Genomic DNA, 26,805 nt, shown 5'->3' on the forward strand with positions numbered 1-26,805 from the left:
CACCACGCCGGAGGAGGCGGACACGATGACCCTCGTCGACACCGCCGACCTCCGCCTCCGCGAGACGCCCGCGACGCCCGAGTCGCCCGCCCCGCCGGCCCGTCCCCGCACCGACCGTCCCCGCCGGTCCCTCCTCCGCACCGCCCTGATCGTGGCGACCACCGCCCTGCTGGCCGTCCTGGTCGCGGCGGCGCTCCTGTTCCACGCGTCCGGCGGACGCTGGTTCATCGTGCAGACGCCCTCCATGGGCACGGCCGCCCCGGTCGGCACCCTCGTCCTCACCGAGCCGACGGCCCTCGAGGACGTCCGGGTCGGCGACGCGGTCAGCTTCCACCCCACCACCACGCCCGACGAGACCTACACCCACCGGGTCGTCGAGATCGCGGACGACGGCACGCTCCGCACCCGGGGCGACATCAACGGCGCCGTCGATCCGTGGGCCACCGGCCAGGACCAGCTCATCGGAGTCGTCACCACGGCGCTGCCGGTGCTCGGCTGGCTCGTGCGCGGCCTGCCGCTGCTGATCATCGGCGCCGTCCTCGTGCAGCTGCTCACCCGCTTCATCGCCTCGCCCACCCAGCGGGCGTCGATGCGGATCCTCGGCCTCTCGCTCGTCGCGTCCGTCACCGTCTTCGTGCTGCGACCGCTCGTCGGCATCGTCGTCCTCGAGGCCACGGTCGACAGCGGCACGACGAACGCCACGCTCGTCTCGACGGGCGTCCTCCCCATCCGCGTGAGCGCCGAGGGCGCCGACCCGGTCGACCTGGTCTCCGGACAGGTCGGCCGCCTGCGGATCCCGGCGCACGACGGAGACGCCTACGCGCTCTCCTCCGCTCTGCACCTGCCGTTCTGGGGCTGGGTCATCTTCGTCCTGCTCTGCGCGATCCCGGTGCTCTACACGGTCTTCGTCGGCCTCCCCGGCGAGCCGGAGCGGACCGCCGAGCGAGGCCGCCGCGCCGCCCGCGAGGAGGAGACGGCATGAGCCGGCACCGCCTCTCCGCCGCCTCGCCGGCCGCGCGGCTGCGCACCCTCCTCGCCCGGCCACGGGCGGTCGCCGCCGCCCTCGCCGCCGCCGCCCTGACCGCCGTGCTGCTCACCGCCCCCGCCACCTCGGGCGCGTACACCGCATCGATCGTGAACTCGACAAACACCGTCGGCAGCGCCGCCGCGTTCTTCACCTGCGACGGCGCCCTCGCCGCCGACCGCGGAGCCGCGCTCTTCGCCTACACGCTCGCGCAGCCGAGCGGATCGACGACCGCGCCCGACACGGACTCCGGCCAGTACCCGGGCACCTACCGCTCCACCAGCCTCTTCCCGACCGCGATGGTCAGCTCCGCCGCGACGCCCAAGGCCTGCCCGCGCGACGCGGGCGGCTCCTGGACGCCGAACGGCACCAACCAGTACCTGAGCACGCCGCTGGAGCTCAGGAACCCCGGCACCTTCAGCACCGAGATCTGGTTCAAGACCACGAACGCGGGCGGCAAGCTCTTCAGCTTCAGCGCGGGAGCCACCGCTCCCGGCGGCCAGTACGACCGGCACACCTACATCGGCGCCGACGGCAAGCTGGTCTTCGGCGTCTACAACGGCGCCGCGCAGACGATCACGAGTCCCCGCGCCGTCAACGACGGGCTCTGGCACCACGTCGTCTCCACGCTCTCGCCGACGGCGGGCGTCGCGCTGTGGGTCGACGGTGTGAAGGTCGCCTCCAACAGCAGCTACCGCACGGCCGAGAACACGACGGGCACCTGGAAGATCGGGTACGACAGCCTCGGCGGCCAGTGGCCGAACGTCGGCTCGTCGTACTTCGGCGGGAGCCTGCGCTACGCCGCGGTGTACTCGACCGTCCTCACGCCGGAGCAGATCCAGACGCACTACGCGGCAGGTCGCTGAGCGAACGGCCCGGTCGGCGGCTCCTCCGCAGCCCTAGGGTGAGCGGATGAGCACCCCCGCCCTCTCGCGCCGCGCCCGCTTCCACCAGCGCTTCCTCGTCGAGGAGCGCGTGATGGCCCCTCAGGCGCGCCGCGGCCTCGACCGGGCCGGCTTCGGCCTGATCGGCGTCGGCGTCGTCCTCTTCGCGGCCTTCACCGCGCAGGTCGCGAGCGGCACCGGCCTCACCGTCCTCGACCCGGTCGTCGCCGAGTGGTTCCGAGAGAAGCGCTCCGCCGAGGGCACGGTCGTGATGGACGCGCTCGCCACCGTCTTCGGGCCGGTCTACCTGCCGGTCATCATCCTGGCGGTGCTCGTGCTCTGGTTCGTGCTCGCGCGGCATCTCTGGCGGCCGATCCTCCTGGCCGGCGGCATGCTCGTCGGGATGCTCAGCGTGCAGCTGGCCGCGCACCTCGTGATGCGGATGCGCCCGCCGGTCGAGTACATGCTGCTCGGGCCCGACGGCACCTTCTCGTTCCCCTCCGGCCACGTCACCGGCGTGAGCGACTTCTTCCTGATCACCACGTTCCTGCTCGCCTCCCGTCGCTCCTCCCGGAGCTGGATGATCGGCGGGTTCGCGCTCTCGCTCGGGATGATCGCCGGCCAGATCGTCGCCCGGCTCTACCTCGGCTACCACTGGCTGACCGACACGCTCGCCTCGGTGTCGCTCGCCCTGATCGTCCTCGGCTCGGTGATCGTGATCGACACCCGCCGGACCGCGGTCGTGCGCAGCGGCGCGGACTGATCGGAGCGGCGGCTCCGCGTGGGTCGAGGCACGGATCCGCACTCGTCACGGCCGCACGACGGAGGCGGGCCGACCCGAGGGGGTCGACCCGCCGAGAGGAGGAGCCGTGCTGTGCGGGGAGGGGCTAGCCGCGGGAGCTGGCGGTGTTGTCGATCGCGAAATACCGGTCGCTGACGTCGCGATTGTTCTCGGCGTTCGAGTCGACGGCGCCCGACGACCCCACCATGATGCGCGACCGCGACCGCAACGAGAGCGAGCCGTACTTCGGGAAGCCCACACCCGACGGGTTCGACGGACGATCCCGGAGCTGGGCCTTGTAGGTCAGGTTGAAGACCTCTCCCGGAGCGAGCGGCTTCTCCACGCGCTGGGACCACCACTTGATGTTGACCGAGACGTTGGGATCCTCCTCGAGTTTGGTGGTCGCGCTGGTGTCGATGCCGAGGTCGGTGAGCGGGATCGAGGCGGGGTTCTCCTGCACCGCGAGCGAGTCCCAGTAGCCGGCGAACGCCAGGCCGAAGCCGATGACGGAGCCGGCGGGCACCGTGTCGGGCCCGTTGTTGCGGTAGGTCGTGACGAACGTCAGGTCCCGGTAGCCCTTGTACATCGGATTGCCGTTGAAGGTCCCGCCGCCCGAGACCGCACCGTCGGGGGCCTCGGTCGGGCGCCGCACCGTCGTCGCCAGGTCGACCTGCGGGTCGGTCGGGACGGTCGACGCCGCCGCGAGCGGGGCGGCGATCGTGGCCGCCACGACCGGCGCGGCCCAGACGGCTCCGCGGACGATCGTCCGGCGGGAGGTCGCCTCGCGCGCAGCCCCGGACAGGGCGTCCGTCGATGTCTCGTCGAGCTGAGGGGTGTGTGACATGGATGTCTCCTAGAGGACGGTGGTCCGTCCGGTTCGCGGTGTCGTGTCGGCGCCGGCGATGCGGCGACGCAGACGAGGGCTCCGTCCGGCCGCCCGGGAGGGCGACCGGCCCGCCTGCGCGTGTCGGGTTCTTCTCCGCAGCCGACGGGTGGATCTGACCGATCGTCACCGAGACGCGGCGTCAGATCGAGGGCGCGGCGGCGATCGGACGGTTTCTCGTCAGGAGCGGTCGCATTGTCGTCCGTTCGGCGCGGATAACACGCGTGTGGTTGTGTACGGAGGACGGATCGAAGGCCGACAGGGGAGGGGTGGGCGCATGCTGCGGAGCGACCCGGTGGTGCTCGAGCGGAGAGTGGGCCTCGGAGGTGCGAGCGCGGCCGCCTGGCTCGGCGGGCGCGGCTTCGCCACCGCAGCGGCCGCCCGTGGCTTCCGGCTGGTGGCGGACACCTACCGGGCGCCGGATCTGGCCCTCGCGCGCATCCTCCGCGGACCGGGGGAGACGAGCTGGGGCGGGTCGCGCTCGCCGGGCGTCTCGCTCTCGATGGTCACCGAGGGCGCGCTCGAGCTCCTCCTCCCCTCCGGGAGCGTCCGGGTGGAGCGCGGGCAGGCCGTGTTCACCCGGGCGACGCGCGTCCTCGGAACGAGGAACACCGGTCCGGTCGGCACGATCGAGATCGTCTTCGGATCGACCTCCTCCCGGTTCGACCTGCAGCTGGGGGAGGAGCCTCTGCTCGTCGAGGGCGCCCTCCGAGGGGTCCGGACCCTCTCCGCGCTCGCCAACGAGATCCTCGGGAGCACCGACGAGTCGTCGATCCCGCTCCCGACCGGCTACCGGACGGCGCTGGAGGCGCTCGCCTCCGACGTCCTCGATCGGATCGGACCGGACCTGCCGCGGACGCTCGACCCCGCGGACCGCCGCCTCGTCCTCGGCGCGCGGCGGATCATCCGGGAACGGCTCGGCGATCCGGCTCTCTCCGTCCGCCGCCTCGCGGCCGAGCTCGCCGTCAGCGAGCGGAGGCTGCAGCGCGCGTTCGCACCGACCGGCACCACGGCGAAGGGCGCCCTGCGGCTCGCCCGAGCGGAGACGGCGGAGAAGCTGCTGCGCACCTACCCGGCGGTGACGCCGATCGAAGCGGAGCTCGTCGCGCACCAGGTCGGGCTGCCCGGCGTCCGCGCCCTGAAGGACCACCTCGCCGCCCACGGGCTGTCCCTCCCGGGTCCGGCGCGGTCGTCCGTCAGTCCCGTCCGGCCGGATCCTCCTCGGGAACGACCGGGAGCGGCTCCGTCACGCCGATCGTGCTGACGATCGGCACGACGCCGGTCCGGACGAACGGCTCCTCCGCCGCGGTCGCCGGCTCGTCCGGCAGCGGCGCGGCCGCGCGCGGGGACGACTCGTCCGGGGCCGGTGCGTCCGCCTGCTGCTCGGGGGCCGCCGCGGCGTCGTCCTGGTAGAGGACGTCGGCGGCGAGGGCCTGCTCCATGCCGCGGTCGCGACGCGTCCGGGCGCGGACCGGCGCCACGGCCCGCACGATCGGAGTGCGCAGCCGGCGGTAGGCGATGCGGCCGAGCGTGACTCCGCCGGCGAGGCCCAGCGCGATCATGCCGGCCTGCAGCAGGAGCTCGATCCCGGCGCTCGGGCCGGCGTTCGAGGTGAGGCCGAGGACGCCGCGGTAGAGGGTGAGGCCGGGCAGGAGGGGGACGATCGCGCACGCGGTGGTCACCACGGCGGGCACCCGCATCCGCTCGGCCAGCATCTCGCCGAGCAGGCCGATCGCCAGCGCCGGGAGGGCGTTGGCCATGAGCGGCGCGAAACCCGAGGTGGTCAGCGAGTCGGAGACGAGGAAGGCGCCGGCGCCGGTGAGGGCGGCGATGAGCGCGGGCCGCGGCGGGGTGTGCGACGAGAGCGCCCAGGCGCCCGCCGCGACCCCGGCGCCGAGCACCTGCACGGCGGCCGGCCAGGGGCGGGCGTAGGAGTCGACCAGCACCAGCTCGACCCCGAGCGAGCGCGCGCCGTCCAGCACCACGGCGATGCCGACGACGATGCCCAGCGTCAGCAGTCCGACCTCGAGCAGCCGGCCGCCCGCCGTGATCGGGAACCCGTTGATCGCGTCGTCCGCCGCTCCCACGAACGAGAGCCCGGCGAGGAGCACGACCACCCCCGACGCGACGACGAGCGCGGGCGGGAGCACCGCCAGCTCCACGGGCAGCCGCGGCACGACCGCGAGCAGCACCACCGCCACTCCGGTCGCCAGTGCGGCACCGGCGATCTGCTGGAAGAAGGCGGGCAGGCCCCAGCGGGCGAGCAGCTGGTTGACCAGGTCGATCGCGGCGGCCGTCGCGGCGGCGAGGAGCACGACGAGGGGTCCGCCGCCGAGCAGGAGCGCGACGCCCGCCGCCATCAGCGCGAGCGTGAGGGTGACGACTCCGCGGCGGTAGCGGTGCGGCTGGACGAGGATCGCGTCGAGCCGGTCGTGCGCGGCCTCGAACTGGTGCCGCGCCTCCTCGCGGGCCTCGGCGGAGTCGACGGCGTCGGCGACGCGCACCTCCGGCGAGCCCTCGGTGATGGCGGTGACGAGCGCCGTCACGCGGGAGAGCCGCTCGTAGTCGGCACTGCGGGAGGGGACGACGCGCAGCACGCTCACGCTGGGGGAGTCGTCGCCTCCGTCGTGCACGACCAGGATCGACGTGAAGGTGAGGTCGACCTGGCACTCGATGCCGTACGCGCGGCACACCCGCTGGATCGTCTCGGTCACCTCGGCGGCCGCGGACCCCAGCGAGAGCAGCGTCTCGCCCAGCCGCACGGCGAGCTCGAGCACCCCGCGGACCGTCTGCTCGGCGAGGAGTGCCCGCTGCGCTCGACGGCTCACCGGGGCCGCGGGCCGCTGCCCGCCGAGCTTGCCGACGACCTGCTGCAGAAGACGAGGAGAGCGCACCGTCCAGGGTAGGCATGCGGGGGCCGGTCCGGGGACGGGTTGCGGCCGCGGCTCCTGCTCCCCGTTCAGCACCGCTCGGCCGCGCGGCTCGGTAGCATCGGCGCGGAAGAAGAGATGAGGGGGCGCACGATGCCCGACCGATCGGATGTCGTCGCCGTGCTGGACGCGCTGATCGCTCTGCTCGAGGAGTACGAGCGCCCGCAGTGGGCCGTCGTCCTGCGCCACGATCGATCGCGTCTGCGATCCGGTGACGACGGAGCGTACGACGTCCTCCGGTACCGGCTGTCGGCGCCTCGGGGGCTGCGGGAGACGACGACAGGGCTCGCCGATCGGCGACTGAACGAGCGCTTCCGGGTGCTGGTCGATCGGCTCGACGGGCTCCTGGTGCCCGACCGCGCAGTCGACTCCGACTCGACGCCGCTGCCTCCGCCGGACTTCGGTGAGCGCACGGAGCGGACGGCGCCCGCGCCGGTCCTCCATTCCGCAGCCGCCTACGAGCGCGGCACGCTCCTTCTGCTGGGCGGGGGGCGGTTCTACCGGTCCACCTGGACGGTCCTCTCTCGTGATGACCGCGATCGCCTGCGTCCCGTGCTCCGGGTGTGGGTGCCGTGCGAGGTCGTCAGCGTGGAGGAGTACCGGAGTCTTCAGCACGCCTGTCTCGGCTGGTGGCTGACGCTCGCCGGGATCGTGCCCGCCTTCGCGGCCGTGGCCGTCTTCGTCGCGCCGCCGCCGACGTTCGGCCTGCTCTACAGCGTCTGCTTCGTGCTGCTCGTTGCGGCCGCGGTGATGGTCGGAGTGGTGGAACGGCGTCGCTCCGCGGTGGCCGCGCTCTGGAGCGAGCGGACCGGGCGGCTCGTCGCGCCGATCAGCCGAGGAGTGCCGTCGCGCGAAGCCGAGCGTCGCCCGCCTCGCTGATCCGCGGCCGGGGGCTGCGAGCGCGTCGCCCTCAGAAGGAGGCGTGCACCCGGGTCGTCAGCCAGAGGGCGGCTTCGAGCTCGGTGTGCAGCTCGCGGCCGAGGGCGAGCCAGCGCTCCTCCGCCTCGGCGCTCCTCCAGCCCTCGAACACGTCGCACCCGGACGCCCAGAGCTCCTGCCAGCGGAGCAGCGGTCCGAGCAGGGCCTCCGGGACGCCGACCGCACCCGGATCGTCGATCATGCCGTCGACTCCCCAGAGCGGATACCCCGCGCAGTGGTCGGGGGACAGGCGCAGATCCGTGAGCCGCCCCTCCCGATCGGCCCGCGCGCGGGCGAGGGTGCCCTCCTCCGTCGCGAAGCGCGGGACGATCCACTCGACCTGCGTGACGGGGTCGACGACTCGGCGTTCCACGGCTCCTCCTCCGCTCCTCGATGCGCGCACGACCGTAGCAGGGGCGTTCCACGCCGCGTCGGAGGGCGCCTGCCTACACTGGCGAGCGACTGCGTCCGCCAACGGGCGGGCGGGGCGAGGGGTGGGAGCGCATGAGGGTTCACGAGCGCGCGGTGCGGCACGGGCGGCTCCGACGGCGGTCCGGGGTGCGGACAGTCGTGGTCGGGATCGCGGCGGTGGTCGGCGTCCTCGCCGTCAGCGCCACCTCGCTCGTGGCGATCGCGACGGTGAGCATCAGCCGGAACGTCGCCGACAACGCGGTCGACCTGGGCGTCGCTCCTCCCACCGCCGGGAACGTGCAGATGGGCGCCGTCGAGGGCGGCTTCGACGTCCTGGTGGTCGGCACCGACAACGACGCGACGCAGGGCGACACGTTCGGCGTCCGCGACGACACGCTCAACGACGTCAACATCCTTCTCCACGTCTCGGCCGACCATCGCAGCGCGACGGTGATCAGCTTCCCGCGCGACCTGATCCTGGACCGTCCCGCCTGCACCGATCCGGAGACGGGCGTCGTCACCGAGGCGACCACCGGCGTCCCGCTCAACTCCGCGTTCCAGTACGGCGGGCTCGCCTGCGTCAACGACACCCTGCAGCAGTTCACCGGGCTGACCGTGCCCTACGCCGGCTGGGTGTCCTTCAACGGCGTCATCGAGATGAGCAACGCCGTCGGCGGCGTCCCGATCTGCCTCACCGGTCCGATCCTCGACACCGACTCGGGACTCGACCTGCCCGCCGGCACCTCCACCGTCTCCGGGTCGATGGCGCTCTCGTTCCTCCGCAGCCGCCACGGCGTCGGCGACCAGAGCGACCTCAGCCGCATCTCGTCGCAGCAGCAGTACCTGGCCTCGCTGATGCGCACCGTCCGCTCGGCCGACACCCTCTCGAACATCCCCGCCCTCTACGGACTCGCGCAGGCGACCTCGTCGAACGTGCACCTGTCGACGTCGCTCACGAGCCCGGCGACGATGATCTCGCTCGCCCTCGCGCTGAAGGACGTCGACCTCTCGAAGATGGTGTTCGTGCAGTACCCGGCGCTCGACGACCCGGACTACCCGGGCAAGGTCGTGCCCAACGCCGAGGTCGGGGCCGAGCTCATGAACCGCGTCCTCAACGACCAGCCGGTGACCCTCGCATCCGACGCTCCGGCGGAGGAGGCGCCCGCGGCGGAGGCGCCCGCGGACGGCGGCGCGGCTCCGACGGATCCCGCTCCCGTCGCCGTCGACGCTCCGGGTCAGACCGCGGCGGAGGAGACCTGCGCGGTGCCGTCCGACTGACCCGACGGGTCTCGCGACCGCGAAGGCGCCCGGGCGGTGTGCCCGGGCGCCTTCGTCGTCCGCGGTGCGTGGCCGTCTACGCGCGGCGGCGGAGCACCGTCAGGGCGAGACCGCCGAGGATGCCGAAGGCGGCCAGGGCGAGCGGCGCGGTCGTCGAGACGCCGGTCGAGGCGAGGACAGGGCGGTGGCCGCCCGTCTGCGCAGCGGGTCCGGAGCCGGCCGGGTGCCCTGCGGGCCCGGCGCCGACAGGGTGCGCCGTGACCGCGGCGACCGCGGCGGAGCAGTCGGCCTCTCCGGCGATCGGGTCCTCCTCCGTCAGGGTGTAGTCGTAGGAGGTGCTCGCCACGAGACCGCTCGACGTGCCGCGGGCGATGACGCAGTAGATCTCGCTCGCCGGGTCCTGCAGCGGGTACTGGCCGAGGGAGATCAGGCTCCAGCCGAGCGCGTCGACGCCGACCTCGAGGCTCGAGCCGCCGCCCGTGAGCGTCTGGCGCGCACCCGAGGTCGAGAAGACGCCGATCGAGACGGTCTCGTCCGCGCCGAAGCCGAGGAGAGCGCCACCGCTGGTGGGCTGTCCGTCCGCCGGGGCGGGCTCGGGCGAAGCCCCCTGGGGCCAGATCCGGATCGCGGTGCGCGAGGGGACCTGCTCGAGCGACGACGTCACGGAGCGTCCGCTGGTCTCTCCCGTGGCGGTGACGGTGAAGGTGCCCAGCTGGTCCGCCATGGTGTCGGCGTCGAGCAGGACGAAGGCCTCGCCCGAGAGCGGGGTCGGCGCGGGGGGCACGAGGGCGGAGGTGCTGCCGTCGGGCGCGGTGAGCGTGACGGACACGTCCTCGCCGCGGTCGAATCCGCGGAACGAGGCGACGACGCCGTAGATCCGGAACTCGCCGACCTGGATGTCCGCACCGGCCGGGAGCACCCCGCCGTCCTCCCGGTTCTGGAAGACGACGCTCGTGTCGGGCTGCGTCACGGTCAGCTCGACGGCATCGGAGGCGACACGGGCGCCCGAGGCGTCGAGTCCCTCCGCGACGACGGAGATCGTCTCGCCGGGGAGCGGGAGGTGGGGGTCCACCGCGACGCCGTCCGCGTCGGTGGGGAGCCAGTCCTGGAGGCGGAGCTCGCCGGAGGAGGTGATCACGCTGGTGGTGACGGCCTCCTCCGAGTCGCCGTCGCGGAGCACGACGACGGCGACGGTGCCGGGCTGGAAACCGGTCCCGGACACGTCCAGGCCGCCGGCCCAGCCCTCCGCCGACGGGATCGCGGAGAACGCCGAGCCCGCTTCGTAGGTGGTGCGGTCGAGGGCGATCGCCAGGGGCGACTGCGCGCTCTCGACGGGCGCGATGGTCGGAGCCGGAGTGGGCGCCGGAGTCGAGGCCGGCTGCGGCGTCGCCGTGGGCTCCGGAGTCGCGGTCGGCTCCGCGGTGGGAGCCGGCTCGGCCGGTGCAGGACTCGAGGCGGCGTCTGGGACGACCTCGGTGGCCAGGGCGACGGACGGGAACGCGAGCGCCCCCAGCAGTGCCGCAGTGGTGATGACGGTGACGCCGTGGCGTCGTCGCGCAGAGCGCACGATTCCTGCTTCCTCCGAGCCGCTGATCGCGGTCGGCTTCCCCATGAGCGGGGGACGCTCGCCCCCTGTCGCTGAGTGTGTCCTATGCGGAACCTCAGCCGGTGCCGGATCCTGCAACGATCCGATCACGCCGCGCGGCGCGAGGTGACGGTTCGGTCACGGGCGCGCGCGGCGACCCGGACAGACTGGTGGGCGACGCTCCCCGGGGGGTCCTCAGACCGGCGGCACGACCAGCAGCACCACGCCGATCGCGGCGCTCATCGCGGCGACCACGCACCAGCGCTCCGCTCGGGTCCCCGCGGGACCGCGCGTCCGCGCCACGGCGCCGAGACCGATCGCGAGCACGGCGATGCCGACCTGCAGCGCCACGGTGGTGCGGATCAGCGTCCAGGCCTCGAAGGCGCTCGCTCCGGTCGATCCCGTGGCGAGCAGCGGCACTCCGCCGACGCCCGCCGGCACCAGCAGCAGGCCGGATCCGATCGCCAGCGCCGCGATCAGGTGGGCGAGCACGTCGTCCAGCGCGGTCCGAGGCGGCGCGCCGACCGGCCCGAGGGCGGCGGCGCCGGGCCTGATCGCGACAGTGCGGAGGTGCATGGGGCGAGCGTAGGACCGGACCGCACCCGAGCGGACCCCCTGCGGAGGCCCCTGTCCGGTGGGCATCCCGGAGGAGGATCGGCGCTCACGGAGCAGTCCCTGCGCCGGAGGTCGAGCCGCTCGCGCGCGGGAGACCGGCTCGCTCGGAGCCCGTCAGTCGCTGCTTCCGGTCCAGGTCCCTTCGATCACCTGGATCGGGTCGTGCCGCTCATCAGGTCCCAGGTGCGGTTCGAACTCGATGACGAGCCGGTCCGACCGGTAGACGTCCCTCGTGCTGTAGACCGTCGCCTGCCGCGCGAGATCGAGGGAGCGGTAGCGGTGGATCGACGCCCCGGGCCCGTCGACGCCCTCCACGCACCCCCGACGATCTCCGCAGGCGTCCCTGCTCGGAGCGGCGGCCCGCTCGAGGCCGTCCAGGTCCGCGCGGGTGACGTCCCGGATCGTGATCCTCGATCTCGAGTCGTCGAGGAGGAGTCCCGCTCCGAAGACGGCGGCTCCTCCCACGACGGCGCCGACGACGAGACCCGCCGCCCCGAAGACGAGGGCGGTCCGGCCGACCGTTCCCGTGGCTCCGCTCGTCGCTGTCATGGAGGACCTCTCTTCGGTCGGCTGCTCGGGCGGACGGCGGAGTGCGACCGCATCCGGAGAACCTCCCAGCGCTCGTCGACGGAGTCAAGAGCGGGCACCTCGATGGCAGGAGAAGTGGCGCGATCATCGACGCAGAGCGTGCAGCAGGCTCTCCACCCGCCCGGCACCTCGGCCTCGGGCACCGTCTCGGGCAGGATCAGGGGATGCTCCTGCAGACCCTCACCACCGGATCCGGACCGCGACACGTCGGGCTGGTGCACGGTCTCGGCGGGTCGGCGGCGACCTGGGGGCCGCTCGTCGAGCGGCTCGTCGCGACCGGCCGTCACACCGTCACCGCCGTCGATCTGCGCGGGCACGGCGAGAGCCCGCGGGCCGAGTCGTACCGGATCGACGACATGGCCGCCGATCTGGTCGAGACGCTGCCGGCAGGGCTCCACAGCGTGGTCGGCCACTCGCTCGGCGGCGCGGTGCTGCAGCGTGCCGTCGCCGGACTCGCGCCCGGCCGGGCCGTCTACCTCGATCCCGGGTTCGCCCTGTCGCTCCCCACGAGCGGCCTGCGCGGACGGCTGTTCTGGGCGGCACCGCTGCTGTCGCTCGGCGTCGCCCAGCTCGGGCAGGCGCGGGCGAGCGCCGCGGTCCGCGCCGCCTACAGCCCGGAGATCCGCGCGCTGCTCGACGACGCGAAGAAGAGGTTCGACGCGCGGATGGCCGTCGGCGTGTTCCGGGACGTCGCCTTCCACCCGGTCCCGGTCCAGGCGCCGGCGGTCCCGTCGACGATCGTGCTCTCCGACCAGTCGCCGGCGGTGCTGCCCGACGCCCTGGCCGCGCGGCTCGAGCAGCGGGGCTGGCAGGTGCGCCGGCTCCCGGGCGTGCACCACGACATGCAGCTCGAGGACCCGGACAGGACGTTCGCCGCGATCGCCGACGTGCTCTAGCCGCGAGCCCCTCCGCGGGTCGGGCGCCGATGAGCGGGGATTCCCCGGAGCATCCGCGTTCCGACGACCGCGGAGGCGGGCGATACCGGAGCTCCGCCCGCCGTCCTCCTGCGCCCGCGGTCAGCGGACGGTCGTCGCGGCGGTATCGGCGTTGCTGCGGATCGACGGGTCCGGCGTCCTGACCGAGAACGCGGCGGCGAAGGCCGTCGCGGTGCCGGAGCCGGTGGCCGTGACGGTGATCCTCTCGGTGACGGTCCGCCCGTTCGCCAGACTCGAGCGCGGGTAGATCACGATGTTCCCGATACGGCTGTACGAGCCCGTGGCGGAGACGAACTGCACGGTCGGGGGGAGGACCACCTTCGAGTAGACGGACGTCGACGCGGAGGGTCCGGCGTTCTTCGTGAGGAGCGTGTACGTGAACGTCCTCCCCTTCACCGCCGTGGTCGGCGCCGAGACGTCGACGCGCAGGTCCGCCTTCGTGGTCGCCTTCTGCGGAGAGACGGTCAGCGTGCTCGCCGCCTCGGCGGTGCCCGCCGAGTTCACCGCGCGGAGGGTGAAGCTGTAGGTCCCCGCGGCGGTCGGGGTGCCGGTGAGGCGCCCGGAGACGTCGAGGGCGAGTCCGGGAGGCAGAGTGCCCGCTGCGACGGTGACGACCGGCGCCGGGGATCCGGTCGCCGTGTACGTGAAGTCGTAGGCGGAGCCGACCACGCCGGCCGCGGCCGTTCCCGAGAGGGTCGGAGCGGTCGCCGCCGGCCCGACGGTGAGGGTGTGCGGCGCGCCGGTGGTGGTGCCGAAGGTGGTGCGGGCGGACACGGTGAAGGAGGACGCTCCCTCGGCGGTCGGGGTGCCGGAGAGGACGCCCGCGGAGGTGAGGGCCAGGCCGGCCGGGAGGGACCCGGAGGAGAGCTCGAACGTCGACGCGCCGCCGGCGGTGAAGGTGTAGGAGAAGGGCGCTCCGAGAGGCGCCGTCACCGGAGGGGCGTCGGCCGTGAAGACGGGCCGAGCGCCGAGAGCGAGGCTGTGGAAGCTGCCGCCCGCCACGGCGGTGACGCCCGTGAGTCCCGTCGGCACGGAGGCCTCTCCGAAGCCGTCGTAGCCCCAGGCGGTGACGGTGCCGTCGCGGCGCACGGCGAGGCTGTGGTAGCCGCCGGCGGCGACGGCGGTGACGTCCGCGAGGCCGTCGGGGACGTCGGACTGGCCGTCGCTGTCGCTGCCCCAGGCGACGACGGTCCCGTCCGAGCGCAGCGCGAGGCTGTGGGAGGAGCCGGCGGAGACGGCGGTGACGCCGGAGAGCCCCGCGGGCACGTCGGTCTGCCCGAAGGCGTCGTCTCCCCAGGCGGTGACGGTGCCGTCGCGGTGCAGTGCGAGGTCGTGGAAGCGGCCGGCGGCGATGGCGACGACTCCGCTGAGCCCGTCCGGCACGGTCGCCTGTCCGGAGAAGTCGTATCCCCAGGCGGTGACGGTCCCGTCCTCGTGCAGGGCGAGGTTGTGGTAGCCGCCGGCGGCGATGGCGGTGACGTCGGTGAGCCCGTCCGGCACCGTGGCCTGCCCGTCGCCGTCGTCGCCCCAGGCGGTGACGGTCCCGTCCCTGCGCAGGGCGAGGCTGTGGTTGACGCCGGCGTCGACGGCGACGACGTCGTCCAGACCGGTCGGCACGGTGGCCTGCCCGCTGCTGTCCTCGCCCCAGGCGGCGACAGTGCCGTCGGCGCGCAGGGCGACGCTGTGGGAGCCGCCCGCGGCGATCGCCGTCGCGTCGGTGAGCCCGGCCGGCGCAGTGACCTGCCCGCTGGAGCCGTCACCCCAGCCGACGACACCGGTCGCAGCGGGAGCCGCGGCGACGGCGGTCAGAGGAGCCGTCGTCCCGATCAGGAGCGCGACGGTCGCCGTCAGCGCGAGCAGGCCGACCGCCGCCCGAGGCCTCGTCCTCCGCTCACGGGCGGAGCGGCGTGTGCCGGCGTCCGGGTCGGTCGGGCGGGAGGCGGAGGGAGAGTGCACGCTGGAGCCTTCGATCGGGTCGACCGTGGGTGGCCGTCTCCGAACAGTGGCACCCGGTCCCGCCGTCGACAACAGCCGCTAGCGGACATGTCCGCAACAGGGCAGCGGCGGGTCCGCGGAGGAGGCGTCCACCTCGGCTCGGGCCCGCGGAGCATCCGCCGCCGGTGCCGGGAGCGGTCCCGCCGGATCGCGCGCCCCGCTCGGTCGTGCCGACACCCCCCCGACGCGAGGAAGGGCCGCCCCGAGGGACGGCCCTTCCTGCGACTCCGTCGGCCCTCGCTCCTCCAGAGGAGCCGGGCCGACGAGTGCTCAGTGCTGGCGGATCTTGTCGATCAGCTTCCCGCCGAGGTCCTTGACCTTGTCGGTGATGGGGGTGCTCGACGTCGGCCGCTCGGTGACGGTGAACGGCAGGGTGATCGCCTTGCCGGTCTGGTCGCCGGTCACCGTGACGCTGTAGTCGCCGGGCGTGGTGGGCGCCTTCGCCGTGACGGTGAGGCCGCCACCGGCGAGGTCGCGGGTCGCAGTGCGGTCCGTGAACAGGGGCGCGGAGCCGATCAGCTGCGTGTCCCCGTTGAAGCCCTTCGCGGTGAGGGAGACGTCGGCTCCGGGGGCGAACGACGAGCCGGAGAGCTCGGCGGTGGCTCCGAAGCTCATCGAGCGGATGTCGCGGTCCACTCCGAGCGCGTTCGTGATGGTGAAGAACGTGTCGGTCTGGTCGGTGAGCCCGGCGACGTTCGCCGCGCCCGGCCCGTAGGCGGCGATGCGCAGCTGCGTTCCGGTGTGCTGCTGCGATCCGCCCTCGGCGGCGGTGCCGTACGACACCTTCATGGTGCTGCCGTCGGCGGTCTTCAGCGCGGTGCTGAGCGAGGTCGGCGGGGTGGAGTCGACGATCTGGCTGGAGTGGGCGTGGTCGGCGGTGACGATGACGAGGGTGTTCCCGTCCGCCTCGGCGAACGCGAGCGCGGCCTGGACGGCCTCGTCGAGGTCGACGGTCTCGCCGATCTGGCCGCACGCGTTCGCGGCGTGGTCCTGCTTGTCGATGCTGGCGCCCTCGACCTGGAGGAAGAAGCCCTTGTCGCCGGTGTCGAGGAGGTCGATCGCCTTCTCGGTCATGGAGCGGAGCGTCGGCTGCTCGGCCGGACGGGCGGGGTTCGCGACGCAGGTCTGCGGGGCGGCGTCCGCTCCGCCGACCGTCGCCGGCGTGGGCGCGTAGCGGACGGGCAGGTTGCCGGCGTTGAACAGTCCGAGCACGGGCGCGTCCTGGTCGGCGACGGTCAGCGCGTCGAGCTGCGCGGCGGTGGCGGGAGTCGTGGCGTCGCCGAGCACCTGGAAGCCGCGCTCCGCGGCCTGCTGGAACAGCGGCTCGCCGCTCCAGTCGCCGGCGCGGGCGACCTGCGCGAAGCTGGCCGAGCCTCCGCCGAGGGTCAGGTCGGCGCGGGTGTCGAGGATCTGCTCGCTGATCGAGCCGAGCCCGCCGTTCTCCAGCGCGTCGTCGCCGCAGCTCGCGCTGTCGGGTCCGTAGCAGCTGCGGGCGTCGACGTGGGCGGCCTGTACGGCCGGGGTGGCGTCCTGGATCTCGGCGGTGGTGACGTTGCCGGTCTTCAGGCCGTTCGCCTTCGCGATCTCGAGGAGGGTGTCCTTGCGTTGCTGGTCGATGTCGACCGAGATGGCGTTGTCGTAGGTCTTGGTGCCGGTGGCCCAGGCGCTGCCGGTGGCGGCGGAGTCGGGCACGTAGTCCGGGGCGCCCTTGACGGCGCCCGTCGCCGGGTCGTCCGCGCGGTAGAGCGAGTAGGTCGTGTACTGACCGGTGATCGGCAGGGCGTCGATCCCGGGGAAGCGGCCGGCTGCTCCGTACTGGTAGTTGCGGGCGACGGTGATCTCCGAATCGCCCATGCCGTCCCCGATGAGGAGGATGACGTTCTTCGCGTCCTGCTCCTTCACCGCTGCGCGCAGCGAGTCGGAGAGGTCGGCGTCGACCGGGGAGATGCGGGCGGCTCCGCCGGTGGCGGAGAGATCGGCGGCACCGACGGCGGTGGCGGCTCCGGGTGCGGCCAGGGCGGCGGCGCAGACCAGAGCAGCGGCCGAGAGGGCCAGAGCGGAGCGTCCGCGGTTCGCGGAGCGGAACAGTCGTGTCACGTCGTGGACTCCTTGAGAGGTGAGACCCCGAAAAGGGGCACGCTCATCTCACTCCTCATCGCCGCGTCGGTGGGTGAACGGTGATGCATAGCTGAGTGAACTTTCCGACGAGGGCTCTCGGCCGAGGCGGCCCGCCGGAGCGTCCTGCCGACCGCCGTCCTGCCGACCGGCGCTCACCGGGAGCATCGGTCGGCAGGAGCCTGGTCGCCGGAGTGGTCCGGTCGGGTCAGCGCTGGACGAGCGGGACGGCGATGTCGGTGACACTCGCACCGATGGTGCCGAGCGGAGTCGCCGTGCCGTTCAGCAGTCCGATCTCGTAGAGCGACCCGTTGACGGCGGCGAGGCCGACCGAGCCGATGGAGCTGCCGTTGCGGAGGACGGAGTAGATGTCGAAGCCGGTCGCGCCCACCGCGTCGAGGCCGAGCTTCCCGGTCGGCGCCAGGGTTCCGGCGTTGGCCGGGGACTGGATCGCGATCTGGTCGAGGGCCGTGTCGAGGACGAACAGCGTGGTCGCGCTGTTCGCGTCGAGATCGTTGTTCGTGTAGGCGGCCCCGGCGACACCGGTGGCCACGGCCGGCGCGGCGTAGCTCAGCGTGCCGTCGGCGACCGTCGCGGCGCCCGCGGTGGCGAACGGCTGACGGAGGTTCTGGCCCGTGTCGCTGACGACGCGGAGCGCGTTGGCGGCGGGGTTGAAGTCGACGCCGAAGGAGGTGCCGCTCAGCGCCACGGTGAGACGGGTCACCTGGGTGGCGACGCCGGTGGACGGGTCGATGGAGTAGACGCCGGCGCTCGCCGCGTTGTCGCCGACGCCGTAGAGGGCGCCGTCCTGGACCCGGTAGTCGATGCCGATGAGCGCGGTGTCGCCGCCGGTGAGGCCGGCGACGGCGACGCGGTTCGTGACCTTGCCGGGCTTCGTCGGGTTGAACTGCACGAGCTTCGTGCCGCCGTCGGAGAGGCCGACGACCCGCAGCTTCGCCGCCACGGAGCGGACCGCGTTGATCAGGTTCCTGTCCGACGCGCTGCTGGAGTCGCTGGTCGCCGCGGCGGGAGCGACACTGCTCGCACCGGCGAGCACGGGTGCCACCGCCATCACGCCCGCGACGGCGACAGCTGCGATGCCGACTCTGATGTTCCTGCTCATCGTGCACTCCTCGAGACTTGCGGTCGCCGGAGATCGGCGGCTCGAAGAGGGATACCGTCCGGAACGCGCGTGCGTTCATCCGATCCGGAGATCCGTGCCCCGTCACTCCAGCGAGCCGTCGGCGAACCGGCGGAGCGCGGCGGCGCAGCGGTCCGATGCCGACCGGAGCTCGAGCAGCGCCCAGGGGTCGTCCTCGACCGTGATGACCATCCCCGACGGCCAGGGGTCGCCGGGGAGAGGACGGGATGCGCGCAGGGGAAAGGCTCCTTCCGAGGGGTGAGGTCGGATCGTGTCGGAGAAGGCTCCAGGGAGGCTGGGCTCGCGTCGGCCGACGCGCCACTCCTCCCGGCGACCGGCGGCGTCGCCGGGGATCGTCCCCGCGGGCGGTCGAGGACGGCGCCGGGCGCCCCCCGAATGTCGGTGCCCCCGACCTACACTCGGACGCGTTCGAACACACGTTCGACGCGACGAGGAGGGAGCCGACCATGAGCGTGACCGTCGTGGAGCGCATCGCGACTCCGGCCTCGGACGCCGTCGCCGTCACCTTCCTCGTCACCAGCGAGGCGGTGGCGGCGGGCTTCCCCTCGCCGGCGCAGGACTACTTCGACGGGTCGCTCGACCTCAACGACCACCTGATCCGCGACAGGACGTCGACGTTCATCGTGCGGGTCTCGGGCGAGAGCATGGTCGGCGCCGGCATCAGCGACGGGGACGAGCTCGTGGTCGACCGGTCGATCACGCCGACCCACGGGAGCGTCGTCATCGCGATCCTCGACGGCGAGCTGACGGTCAAGCGCCTCGAGCTGCACCCCGGGGGAGTGGTGCTGCGGGCCGAGAACCCGGAGTACCCGCCGATCCACGTCGCCGAGCTGAGCGACCTCCAGGTGTGGGGCGTCGTCACCGTCTGCCTCCACAGGCTGCACCGTGCGCTCTGAGCGGCGCATCGCCCTGGTCGACGTGAACTCGTTCTACGTCTCCTGCGAGCGGCTGTTCGATCCGACGCTCGCCGGGCGGCCCGTCGTCGTCCTCTCGAACAACGACGGCTGCGTCGTGGCGCGCTCCGACGAGGTGAAGAGGCTCGGCATCGAGAACGGCACCCCCTGGTTCCGGATCGAGCCGCTCATCCGCTCCGGTCGCCTTCCGGAGGTGGTCGCCCGCTCGAGCAACTACGAGCTGTACGGCGAGCTGTCCGCCCGCGTGATGGAGCTGCTGGGCCGGTACTCCGCCTGGCAGGAGGTGTACTCGATCGACGAGAGCTTCCTCGGCGTCGACGGCGACGTGGCCGAGCGGGCGAAGATCGGACGCGCGATGCGGGCGGCGGTCGCGAAGAACGTCGGGCTGCCCGTGTGCGTCGGCTTCGGGCCGAGCAAGACGCTCGCGAAGTTCGTCAACAAGGGCGGAGCGAAGAAGCACCCGAGCCTCGGCGGTGTCTGCGACACCGACTGGTACACGCCCGAGCAGCTCGACGCGCTGATGGCCTCGCAGCACGTCACCGAGCTGTGGGGCGTCGCCGGCCGCACGGGGAAGCGCCTCGCGGAGCTGTCCATCCACACCGTCCGCGACCTCCGCGACGCGGACCCCGCGCTCATCCGCAGGAAGTTCTCCGTCGTCCTGCAGCGCTCGGTCTACGAGCTGCGCGGCGTCGACTGCATCCCGCTCGAGGCCGCCCGGACCGTCCGCGACCAGCTGATCTTCTCCCGGTCCTTCGCCACTCCGGTGACGACGATCGCGGACATGGAGCAGGTGCTCTCCGTCTACGCGCAGCGCGCCGCCCACCGCCTCCGGGCGCAGGAGTCGGTGACGAAGACGATGAGCGTGTTCGCGTCGACCTCGCCGTTCGCGGACGCGCCGTACGAGTCCGCGGGCGGCCTGGCTGGCTTCCCCGTCCCCACGGACGACCCGGTGGCGATGGTGAGGGCCGCGATCGGCACCCTGCGCCCGCGGCTGCGGGAGGGCGCGCGCTACGTGCGGGCCGGCGTCATCCTCACGAACCTGTCGCCGCGGAACTCCCACGCGCTGCTCGAGATCTTCGACGCCGCCTTCGACACGAAGGGACTCGGCGCCACCATCGACGCCGTGACGAAGCGCCACGGGCGGTCCGCGGTCGGCCTCGGGCTGGCGGGCATCCGCACGGGGCCGGTATGGACGATGAAGCGCGACGCCCTCTCGCTCCGGGCGACGACGCACTGGGGCGAGCTGGCGACGGCGCACGCGCGGTGAGCCCGCCGCCGGGGAGATCGGGTCATCCGACGCGTAGGCGCCGGGAGCGCTCTCGGGCAGGCTCGTCGCCATCGACGAGTGTCGGTGCGGGGACGGCGGGAGGACCCATGGCCGAGAGCTGGCAGGACGCGTCGGTGCGGGGCGTCGCGATGATCGAGAACGAGCTGGTGGTGCGCGACTTCCTCGAGGTGTGGAGCGCTCGCGACAGCCGGCAGCTCATCCCGTTCCTGCATCCGGAGGTGGTGTACAGCGCGTCGAGCTCGCAGGAGATCGCGGGCCGGGCGCGGGTCCTCGAGATGTGCGACGAGGTCCACCGGGCGTTCACCGAGATCCGGATCGCCCTCGTGACGATCGCCGTGGCCGGCAGCGTCGTCCTCACCGAGCACGCCCTGCACCTCCGCTCGGACACGGGGGAGGGCCACTGGCTCCGCTGCTTCGGGAGCTACGAGCTCCGCGGCGAGCAGATCGTCACCTGGCGGCAGCTCCATGGCTGAGGGCCGCGCGTGACGGCGGTGACCGGTCCCGCGCGCCTCAGGCTCGCCCTGGTGCTGCTGGCGATCGCCTCGGGCGCGACCGACGCGTTCGCGTTCCTCCTGCTCGGCGGCATCTTCACCGCGAACATGACGGGCAACCTGGTGCTGCTGGGGCTGTACCCCCGCTCCGCCTGGCTGACGACCGCGGCCGGAGCGGTCACGGCGATCGTCTTCTTCGCCGGAGCGGTCTACGCCGGGTTCCGCGGGACGCGGGCGCGCACGTCGCCGACCGTCGACGGGAGGCGTCCGCTCCGCTCCATCGCGCTCGTGGGGGTCGTCCTCCAGCTCGCCGTCGCGGCCGCCTGGCCGACGGTGCAGGGCGGCCGGTCGCTGCTCGTCGACTGCGCGTTCATCGCGACCAGTGCGGCGGCGCTCGGCCTGCAGACCGTGCTGGCGAAGCGGATCTCCGGCGCCGCCGGACTGACGACGACCTTCGTCACGGGCACGCTCACCAGCCTGATGCAGGAGCTCGCCGAGCGCTCGTCCGGGTCGAGGACCCTCCAGGCGCTCATCGTCGCGAGCCTCGCGGGCGGGGCCGTCGTCGGAGCGGCGACCGTGACGCTCGCTCCGGCCTGGGCTCCGACGCCGGCCCTCGTGCTCTCGGCGCTCGCCGTGGTGCTGCTCTTCGCGCACCGGACGCGAGCCGTGCCCGCGGGAGCGGAGCCCGGGGCCCCGCGTCCCGCGTGACCGGGATCAGGCGTCGAGCGCCCACTTAGGCCGGACCCAGTGGCAGGTGTAGCCGCCGGGGTGCTTGCGCAGGTAGTCCTGGTGCTCCTCCTCGGCGTCCCAGAACTCGCCGGCGGGCTCGACCTCGGTGACGACCGGTCCGGGCCAGCGGCCCGACGCGTCGATCTCGGTGATCGTCTGGCGCGCGACCTTCTCCTGCTCGGGCGAGAGGAAGAGGATCACGGAGCGGTAGGCCGTGCCGATGTCGTTGCCCTGACGGTTCTTCGTCGTCGGGTCGTGAACCTGGAAGAAGAACTCGAGCAGGTCGCGGTAGGAGAGCTGCTCGGGATCGAACTCGATCTCGACCGCCTCCGCGTGGTCGCCGTGGTGGCGGTAGGTCGCGTTCGGCGTGCTGCCGCCGGCGTACCCGGCGCGGGTGCTGAAGACGCCCGGCATGTCGCGGATGAGCTCCTGGAGCCCCCAGAAGCATCCGCCCGCGAGGATCGCGCGCTCCTCGGCCATCAGACGCCTGCCTTCGTGTCGTGCGCGGACTCGCGCGGAGAGATCATCATGCGGGCAAGTCCATCACGACCGGGGACGTCGCGGCGAGCGTCGGACGACTCTCGGAGCAGACCGTCGGCGGGGGAGCCGAGCGTGTCCCGGCCGAGCGCTCCGTCACTGCGATCGGTACGCCGCCGGAGATGCACGGGTGGGAACGAGTCATCTGACCGGGTCGCTCCGGGTGCCCCCGTTCCTACGCTCGTCGGTACAACCGAGCAGAGAGCGGAGCGGACCATGGAGCAGCCGAACGTCGAGACGCGCAGTGCACGGCGGGTGATCGAGACCCTGACCGCCAACGGCGTGAAGTACGTCTTCGGGATCCCGGGAGCGAAGATCGACGCGGTCTTCGACGTCCTCGCGGACGAGGGGCCGGAGCTGATCGTCTGCCGCCACGAGCAGAACGCCGCCTTCATGGCCGCCGCGGTGGGGCGGCTGACGGGCAGCCCGGGCGTCGTCCTCGTGACCTCCGGTCCCGGCACGACCAACCTCGCCACCGGCCTGCTCACGGCCAACACGGAGCAGGACCCCGTCGTCGCGCTCGCCGGAGCCGTGCAGCTCTCCGACCGCCTCAAGCGCACGCACCAGTCGATGGACGCGGCCGCCTTCCTCACGACCGTCACGAAGTACACGGTCGAGTCGACCGATCCGGACGACGTCTCGGAGGCGGTCAGCAACGCGTTCCGCGCCGCCGTCACCGAGCCCCGAGGCGCCGCGGCGGTCGTGCTGTCGGCCAGCGTGATGGCCGCGCCGACCTCGCAGGTCATCACCCGGGCGGCCACGGGGCCGACGAGCGGTCCGGCCCGCGCCGAGGACCTCACCCACGCCGCCGACCTGATCAACACCGCGGAGCGGCCCGTCCTCCTCGTGGGCCTCCGCGCGTCGGAGCCGGAGACCGTGGCGGCCCTGCGGGCCCTGATCAGCGAGACGGAGCTGCCGGTGATCGAGACGTTCCAGGCGGCCGGCCTCGTCTCCCGCGAGCTCGAGGACCACTACCTCGGCCGCGTCGGCCTGTTCCGGAACCAGCCCGCCGACCTCGCCCTCGCCGAGTCCGACCTCGTCGTCGCGATCGGCTACGACGCCGTCGAGTACGACCCGGTGATCTGGAACAGCGACGTCGACCGCCGGATCGTCCACATCGACTCCGTCGACGCTCCGCTGGACAACCACTACCTGCCGGCGCTGGAGCTGAAGGGCGACCTCGCGCAGACCGTCGCGGCCCTCACGCCCCTCGTCTCCGGTCTGCAGCTCGACGAGGACGCCGCCGACCGGGTCGCCCGGCACCGGAGCGAGCTGGAGCGGATCGACGACGCGGCGCGGACCGCCGACGCGGCTCCCGGGACCGTCGATCCCGCCCGCCTCGTGCTCCTGATGCGCGACCTGCTCTCGGACGACGCCACCGTGGCCTGCGACATCGGCTCGAACTACATCTTCATGGCCCGGCACTTCCGCGTGTACGAGCCCAAGCACCTGCTCTTCTCGAACGGGCAGCAGACCCTCGGCGTCTCCTTCCCGTGGGGCATGGCCGCGAGCCTCCTGCGCCCCGGGACCCCCGTGGTCTCCGTCTCGGGTGACGGAGGGTTCCTGTTCTCCGCGACCGAGATCGAGACGGCGACGCGGCTCGGCCTCTCGTTCACGCACGTGATCATGCGCGACGACACCTACGACATGGTCGGCTTCCAGCAGCTGCTGAAGTACGGCCGCAAGTCCGGGGTCCAGCTCGGCGACTACGACATCGAGAAGTTCGCGGCGGCGTTCGGCGCCACGGGCAGGAGGGTGAGCGGCCTCGCCGAGTTCGAGGAGGCCTTCCGGGCGTCCCTGGCCGAGCCGGGCGTCTCGATCATCGACGTCGCGGTGGACTACAGCCGCAACGTCGACATCGCCGCCCACCTGGTCGAGGACGCCTTCGAATGAGCACCCACACGGTCGACTCGACCGACGACTACGCGATCTACCAGAGCTCGACCATGGCCGCGCTGCTGGCCGGGGTCTACGACGGGGACCTGACGATCCGCGAGCTGCTCACCCACGGCGACCTCGGGCTGGGCACCTTCAACCACCTCGACGGCGAGATGGTGATCGTCGACGGCGTCTGCTACCACCTGCGCAGCGACGGCTCCGTCCAGGTGGCGGACGGCGACGACAGGACGCCCTTCGCGGCCGTGCTGCCCTTCCACGCGACCACGACGTTCACGGTGGAGGAGCCGACGGGTCTCGCCGGACTCACCCGGCTGATCGACGACGCGGTCGACGGCGGGAACATCCCCGTCGCCCTCCGGATCGACGGCCGGTTCACCGAGGTCCGCACCCGGACCGTCGGCGAGCAGACCGAGCCGTACCCTCCCCTGATCGAGGCGACCGCGCACCAGAGCGTCACCGGCATCGCCGACACCAGCGGCACGATCGCGGGCTTCCGCACTCCGCAGTTCGAGCAGGCCGTGTCGGTCCCCGGGTACCACCTGCACTACGTCGACGACGCCCGCGAGAAGGGCGGCCACGTCCTCGACGTGACCGTGGCCGAGGCGACGGTCTCGCTCACGACCGTCGCCGGACTGCACCTCGCGCTCCCGGAGACGGATCAGTTCCGCCGGGCGGACCTGGCGATGAAGGACATCGCGGCTCAGGAGGCGCGAGCGGAGGGCTGAGGCGGGTGGGACGTGCGGGGAGACGGGCCGGCCGCGACCCGTCTCCCCGGGGCCGGTCAGGGCGCGAGCTCCTCGCGGACGATCGCCGCTCCCGCGCTCAGCGCGCTGAGCTTCCCCCAGGCGAGGTCGCGGGGGAGCGGCGCCATGCCGCAGTTCGTGCTCGGCAGGAGCAGGTCCGCGTCGACGAACCGGAGGGCTCGGCGCAGAGTGTCGGCGACCTCCTCGGGAGTCTCGACGGTCCCGCTCGCCACGTCGATCGCTCCGAGCATGACCTTCTTGCCGCGGACGAGCTCGATCAGCTCCATCGGGACGTGGGAGTGGTGGCTCTCGAGCGAGACGATGTCGAGCGTGGACTGCTGGAGGAGCGGGAGCGACTCCTCGTACTGCCGCCACTCCGAACCGAGGGTCGCCTTCCAGTCGGTGTTCGCCTTGATCCCGTAGCCGTAGCAGATGTGCACGGCGGTCTCGATGCGGAGTCCCTCCGCCGCCCTCTCCAGAGCGGCCACTCCCCAGTCCTGCACCTCGTCGAAGAAGACGGTGAAGGCGGGCTCGTCGAACTGGACGATGTCGACTCCGGCGTCCTGGAGAGCCCGCGCCTCCTCGTTGAGGATCGCCGCGAACTCCCACGCCAGCTTCTCGCGGCTCCCGTAGTGCCGGTCGGAGAGGGTGTCGATCATCGTCATCGGGCCGGGCAGCGCCCACTTGATCGGCTGATCGGTCTGCTCGCGCAGGAACCGGGCGTCGTCGGCGAACACGGACTTCTCGAGGCCCACGGCGCCGACGACGGTCGGCACGCTCGCGTCGTACCGGTCGCGGATGCGCACCGTCTCGCGCCGCTCGAAGTCGACGCCCGCGAGGTGCTCGATGAACGTCGTGACGAAGTGCTGGCGGGTCTGCTCGCCGTCGCTGACGATGTCCAGGCCCCGGTGGTGCTGCTCGTGGACGGCGGCCCGCAGAGCGTCCTGCTTGCCCTCGGCCAGGGCGTCGCCGTCCAGTCTCCACGGGGACCACAGGGTCTCCGGCTGCGCGAGCCACGACGGCTTCGGCAGGCTGCCGGCGATCGAGGTGGGCAGGAGCGGGAGAGACGTCGAGGATCCGCGCGCGCTCATCGGACCGCTCCCGCGTACCCGGCGGCCCACTGCCGCAGCCGCTCCCCGTGCGGCCTCATCAGGTGCTCCTCCGCGAACCGTCCCTGCTCGACCGCGAGCCGGCCGCGCTCCTCGCGGTCGTAGGCGACCGCGGGCCGCGCGTAGTCCTGCTGCTCCAGGTCCGGCCGGTAGACGTCGGCGGCGGCCGAGCGCGCACCGTAGATCTCGGGCCGGTAGATCCTCTGGAACGTCTCCATCGTGCTGATGGTGGCGATGAGCTGGAGGTCCGAGTAGTCCTCGAGCAGGTCGCCGCCGCAGTAGAACGCGAGCGGTGCCGTGCCGCCGGGCGGCATGAAGAAGCGGACCCCGAGGCCCATCTCCGCGAAGTACCGGTCGGTCAGCGAGAGCTCGTCCTGCCGGTACTCGACGCCGAGGACCGGATGGCGGGTCCCGGTGCGCCGGTACGTCCTGCTCGTCGAGACGCTGATGCAGATGACGGGCGGCGTCGACGAGAGCTCCGCGTACTGCGCGGAGTCCCGGAAGTGCTGGAAGAGGGCGCCGTGCAGGACGCCGAAGTCGTCGGGGACGGTGAAGCCGGCCCGGGAGGCGTTGACCGCCGGCAGCCGCACGCTGAAGTCGTGGTCGCGGAGGTAGGACGAGAAGTTGTTCCCCAGGGTCCCCGGGTGACATCGTCCGGTGCGGCGGTCGAGGATCCTGGTGCGCAGGACCTCCAGCAGGGGGAACTCCCGGTCCTCGCCGTCCGCGCTGAGCCGCAGCCCGACGGAGACGATGTCGAGCCCGACCGTGTAACGGTCCGGATCGTCGCCGGATGCGAGCTCGCTGAACCGGTCGTCGATCATCCGCAGCGCGGTCCGGAGGTTCTCCCGGCGGCGCTCGCCGCGGGCCAGATTCGCGAAGTTGGTGGTGATCCGGGAGCTCGGGGCCGGCGAGTAGTCCTCGTCGAAGGGGGTGAGGGTGATGCTGAAGGCGGGTTCGTTCGTCATGATCGGCCGATCGGTAGGAGGGACAG

At 72.9% G+C, this 26,805-nt stretch carries 25 protein-coding genes; 13 read left to right on the plus strand and 12 right to left on the minus strand.

The window, feature by feature from the left end; translation table 11 throughout:
- The 3 genes from C5D44_RS12530 to C5D44_RS12540 all read left to right on the plus strand — a co-directional run.
- A partial coding sequence (locus C5D44_RS12530) for a S26 family signal peptidase (RefSeq protein WP_104281821.1) occupies nt 1–982 on the plus strand: 982 nt, incomplete at its 5' end.
- Nucleotides 979–1,890: a LamG domain-containing protein gene (locus C5D44_RS12535; protein WP_104281822.1), complete on the plus strand. Its 912-nt coding sequence runs from the start codon at nt 979–981 to the stop codon at nt 1,888–1,890. The genes C5D44_RS12530 and C5D44_RS12535, both read left to right, overlap by 4 nt.
- A gap of 46 nt (nt 1,891–1,936) precedes the next feature.
- Nucleotides 1,937–2,671 carry a phosphatase PAP2 family protein gene (locus C5D44_RS12540; protein WP_104281823.1) on the plus strand — a complete coding sequence of 245 codons (735 nt, stop codon included), beginning with the start codon at nt 1,937–1,939 and terminating at the stop codon, nt 2,669–2,671.
- A gap of 124 nt (nt 2,672–2,795) precedes the next feature.
- Here C5D44_RS12540 and C5D44_RS12545 read toward each other — a convergent pair whose 3' ends face one another.
- Nucleotides 2,796–3,533 carry a hypothetical protein gene (locus C5D44_RS12545; RefSeq protein ID WP_104277797.1) on the minus strand — a complete coding sequence of 246 codons (738 nt, stop codon included), beginning with the start codon at nt 3,531–3,533 and terminating at the stop codon, nt 2,796–2,798.
- A 316-nt stretch (nt 3,534–3,849) separates the two neighbouring features.
- Here C5D44_RS12545 and C5D44_RS12550 point away from each other — a divergent pair, with 316 nt between their 5' ends.
- Nucleotides 3,850–4,836: an AraC family transcriptional regulator gene (locus tag C5D44_RS12550; RefSeq protein WP_104281824.1), complete on the plus strand. Its 987-nt coding sequence runs from the start codon at nt 3,850–3,852 to the stop codon at nt 4,834–4,836.
- On the opposite strand, the gene C5D44_RS12555 is transcribed toward C5D44_RS12550, so the two are convergent.
- Nucleotides 4,769–6,466, minus strand: coding sequence for a threonine/serine exporter ThrE family protein (locus C5D44_RS12555; protein ID WP_181118503.1), 1,698 nt, complete (start codon nt 6,464–6,466; stop codon nt 4,769–4,771). The two genes, C5D44_RS12550 and C5D44_RS12555, sit on opposite strands and share 68 nt — an antisense overlap.
- A gap of 129 nt (nt 6,467–6,595) precedes the next feature.
- Here C5D44_RS12555 and C5D44_RS18115 point away from each other — a divergent pair, with 129 nt between their 5' ends.
- On the plus strand, nt 6,596–7,381 hold the full coding sequence (locus C5D44_RS18115) for a hypothetical protein (RefSeq protein WP_181118504.1): 786 nt from the start codon (nt 6,596–6,598) through the stop codon (nt 7,379–7,381).
- Between the two features lie 31 nt (nt 7,382–7,412).
- On the opposite strand, the gene C5D44_RS12565 is transcribed toward C5D44_RS18115, so the two are convergent.
- Nucleotides 7,413–7,793 carry a hypothetical protein gene (locus tag C5D44_RS12565; protein ID WP_104277801.1) on the minus strand — a complete coding sequence of 127 codons (381 nt, stop codon included), beginning with the start codon at nt 7,791–7,793 and terminating at the stop codon, nt 7,413–7,415.
- A gap of 131 nt (nt 7,794–7,924) precedes the next feature.
- On the opposite strand from C5D44_RS12565, the gene C5D44_RS12570 reads away from it, so the two are divergent.
- Nucleotides 7,925–9,109, plus strand: coding sequence for an LCP family protein (locus tag C5D44_RS12570; protein ID WP_104281826.1), 1,185 nt, complete (start codon nt 7,925–7,927; stop codon nt 9,107–9,109).
- Nucleotides 9,110–9,185: 76 nt separating this feature from the next.
- On the opposite strand, the gene C5D44_RS12575 is transcribed toward C5D44_RS12570, so the two are convergent.
- The 3 genes from C5D44_RS12575 to C5D44_RS12585 all read right to left on the minus strand — a co-directional run bounded on the left by C5D44_RS12575 (nt 9,186) and on the right by C5D44_RS12585 (nt 11,858).
- Entirely contained in the window at nt 9,186–10,721 is a 1,536-nt protein-coding gene (locus C5D44_RS12575) for a hypothetical protein (RefSeq protein ID WP_104281827.1), read from the minus strand.
- A 168-nt stretch (nt 10,722–10,889) separates the two neighbouring features.
- Complete coding sequence (locus tag C5D44_RS12580; protein ID WP_104281828.1) at nt 10,890–11,270, minus strand: hypothetical protein; 381 nt, start codon at nt 11,268–11,270, stop codon at nt 10,890–10,892.
- A 153-nt stretch (nt 11,271–11,423) separates the two neighbouring features.
- Nucleotides 11,424–11,858, minus strand: coding sequence for a hypothetical protein (locus C5D44_RS12585; RefSeq protein ID WP_104281829.1), 435 nt, complete (start codon nt 11,856–11,858; stop codon nt 11,424–11,426).
- Between the two features lie 203 nt (nt 11,859–12,061).
- Between C5D44_RS12585 and C5D44_RS12590 the strand changes: the two genes are divergently transcribed.
- Nucleotides 12,062–12,793: an alpha/beta fold hydrolase gene (locus tag C5D44_RS12590; protein WP_104281830.1), complete on the plus strand. Its 732-nt coding sequence runs from the start codon at nt 12,062–12,064 to the stop codon at nt 12,791–12,793.
- Nucleotides 12,794–12,913: 120 nt separating this feature from the next.
- Here C5D44_RS12590 and C5D44_RS12595 read toward each other — a convergent pair whose 3' ends face one another.
- The 3 genes from C5D44_RS12595 to C5D44_RS12605 all read right to left on the minus strand — a co-directional run bounded on the left by C5D44_RS12595 (nt 12,914) and on the right by C5D44_RS12605 (nt 18,065).
- Complete coding sequence (locus tag C5D44_RS12595) at nt 12,914–14,788, minus strand: putative Ig domain-containing protein (protein WP_146088046.1); 1,875 nt, start codon at nt 14,786–14,788, stop codon at nt 12,914–12,916.
- Nucleotides 14,789–15,097: 309 nt separating this feature from the next.
- Nucleotides 15,098–16,924 (minus strand): alkaline phosphatase, encoded by a 1,827-nt coding sequence (gene phoA, locus C5D44_RS12600; RefSeq protein ID WP_258067972.1) that lies wholly within the window; start codon nt 16,922–16,924, stop codon nt 15,098–15,100.
- 226 nt (nt 16,925–17,150) lie between these two features.
- The gene (locus C5D44_RS12605; RefSeq protein ID WP_219815191.1) at nt 17,151–18,065 is read right to left on the minus strand and encodes a DUF4394 domain-containing protein; all 915 of its coding nucleotides are present in this window, start codon (nt 18,063–18,065) and stop codon (nt 17,151–17,153) included.
- A 485-nt stretch (nt 18,066–18,550) separates the two neighbouring features.
- On the opposite strand from C5D44_RS12605, the gene C5D44_RS12610 reads away from it, so the two are divergent.
- From C5D44_RS12610 to C5D44_RS12625, 4 genes are all read left to right on the plus strand, one after another.
- Nucleotides 18,551–19,000, plus strand: coding sequence for a LexA family transcriptional regulator (locus tag C5D44_RS12610; RefSeq protein ID WP_104233991.1), 450 nt, complete (start codon nt 18,551–18,553; stop codon nt 18,998–19,000).
- Nucleotides 18,990–20,285: a Y-family DNA polymerase gene (locus tag C5D44_RS12615; protein ID WP_104281832.1), complete on the plus strand. Its 1,296-nt coding sequence runs from the start codon at nt 18,990–18,992 to the stop codon at nt 20,283–20,285. Before C5D44_RS12610 ends, C5D44_RS12615 begins: the two co-directional genes overlap by 11 nt.
- A gap of 107 nt (nt 20,286–20,392) precedes the next feature.
- Complete coding sequence (locus C5D44_RS12620; RefSeq protein ID WP_104247117.1) at nt 20,393–20,779, plus strand: nuclear transport factor 2 family protein; 387 nt, start codon at nt 20,393–20,395, stop codon at nt 20,777–20,779.
- Nucleotides 20,780–20,788: 9 nt separating this feature from the next.
- Nucleotides 20,789–21,505, plus strand: a complete 717-nt coding sequence (locus tag C5D44_RS12625; RefSeq protein WP_104281834.1) for a YoaK family protein — start codon at nt 20,789–20,791, stop codon at nt 21,503–21,505.
- A gap of 6 nt (nt 21,506–21,511) precedes the next feature.
- Here C5D44_RS12625 and msrA read toward each other — a convergent pair whose 3' ends face one another.
- Nucleotides 21,512–22,006 (minus strand): peptide-methionine (S)-S-oxide reductase MsrA, encoded by a 495-nt coding sequence (msrA, locus tag C5D44_RS12630; RefSeq protein ID WP_104281835.1) that lies wholly within the window; start codon nt 22,004–22,006, stop codon nt 21,512–21,514.
- A 273-nt stretch (nt 22,007–22,279) separates the two neighbouring features.
- On the opposite strand from msrA, the gene alsS reads away from it, so the two are divergent.
- Together alsS and budA are read left to right on the plus strand one after the other, a co-directional pair.
- Nucleotides 22,280–23,956, plus strand: coding sequence for an acetolactate synthase AlsS (gene alsS / locus C5D44_RS12635; protein ID WP_104281836.1), 1,677 nt, complete (start codon nt 22,280–22,282; stop codon nt 23,954–23,956).
- Complete coding sequence (gene budA, locus C5D44_RS12640; protein ID WP_104281837.1) at nt 23,953–24,687, plus strand: acetolactate decarboxylase; 735 nt, start codon at nt 23,953–23,955, stop codon at nt 24,685–24,687. Before alsS ends, budA begins: the two co-directional genes overlap by 4 nt.
- A gap of 56 nt (nt 24,688–24,743) precedes the next feature.
- On the opposite strand, the gene C5D44_RS12645 is transcribed toward budA, so the two are convergent.
- Together C5D44_RS12645 and C5D44_RS12650 are read right to left on the minus strand one after the other, a co-directional pair.
- Nucleotides 24,744–25,796, minus strand: coding sequence for a methionine synthase (locus C5D44_RS12645; protein WP_104281871.1), 1,053 nt, complete (start codon nt 25,794–25,796; stop codon nt 24,744–24,746).
- Nucleotides 25,793–26,779: a putative oxygenase MesX gene (locus tag C5D44_RS12650; protein WP_104281838.1), complete on the minus strand. Its 987-nt coding sequence runs from the start codon at nt 26,777–26,779 to the stop codon at nt 25,793–25,795. The genes C5D44_RS12645 and C5D44_RS12650 overlap by 4 nt, the downstream gene beginning before the upstream one ends.
- Between the last annotated feature and the right edge of the window lie 26 nt (nt 26,780–26,805).

The sequence above is a fragment of the Rathayibacter sp. AY1B5 genome, from assembly GCF_002932795.1.
Taxonomy (GTDB): domain Bacteria; phylum Actinomycetota; class Actinomycetes; order Actinomycetales; family Microbacteriaceae; genus Rathayibacter.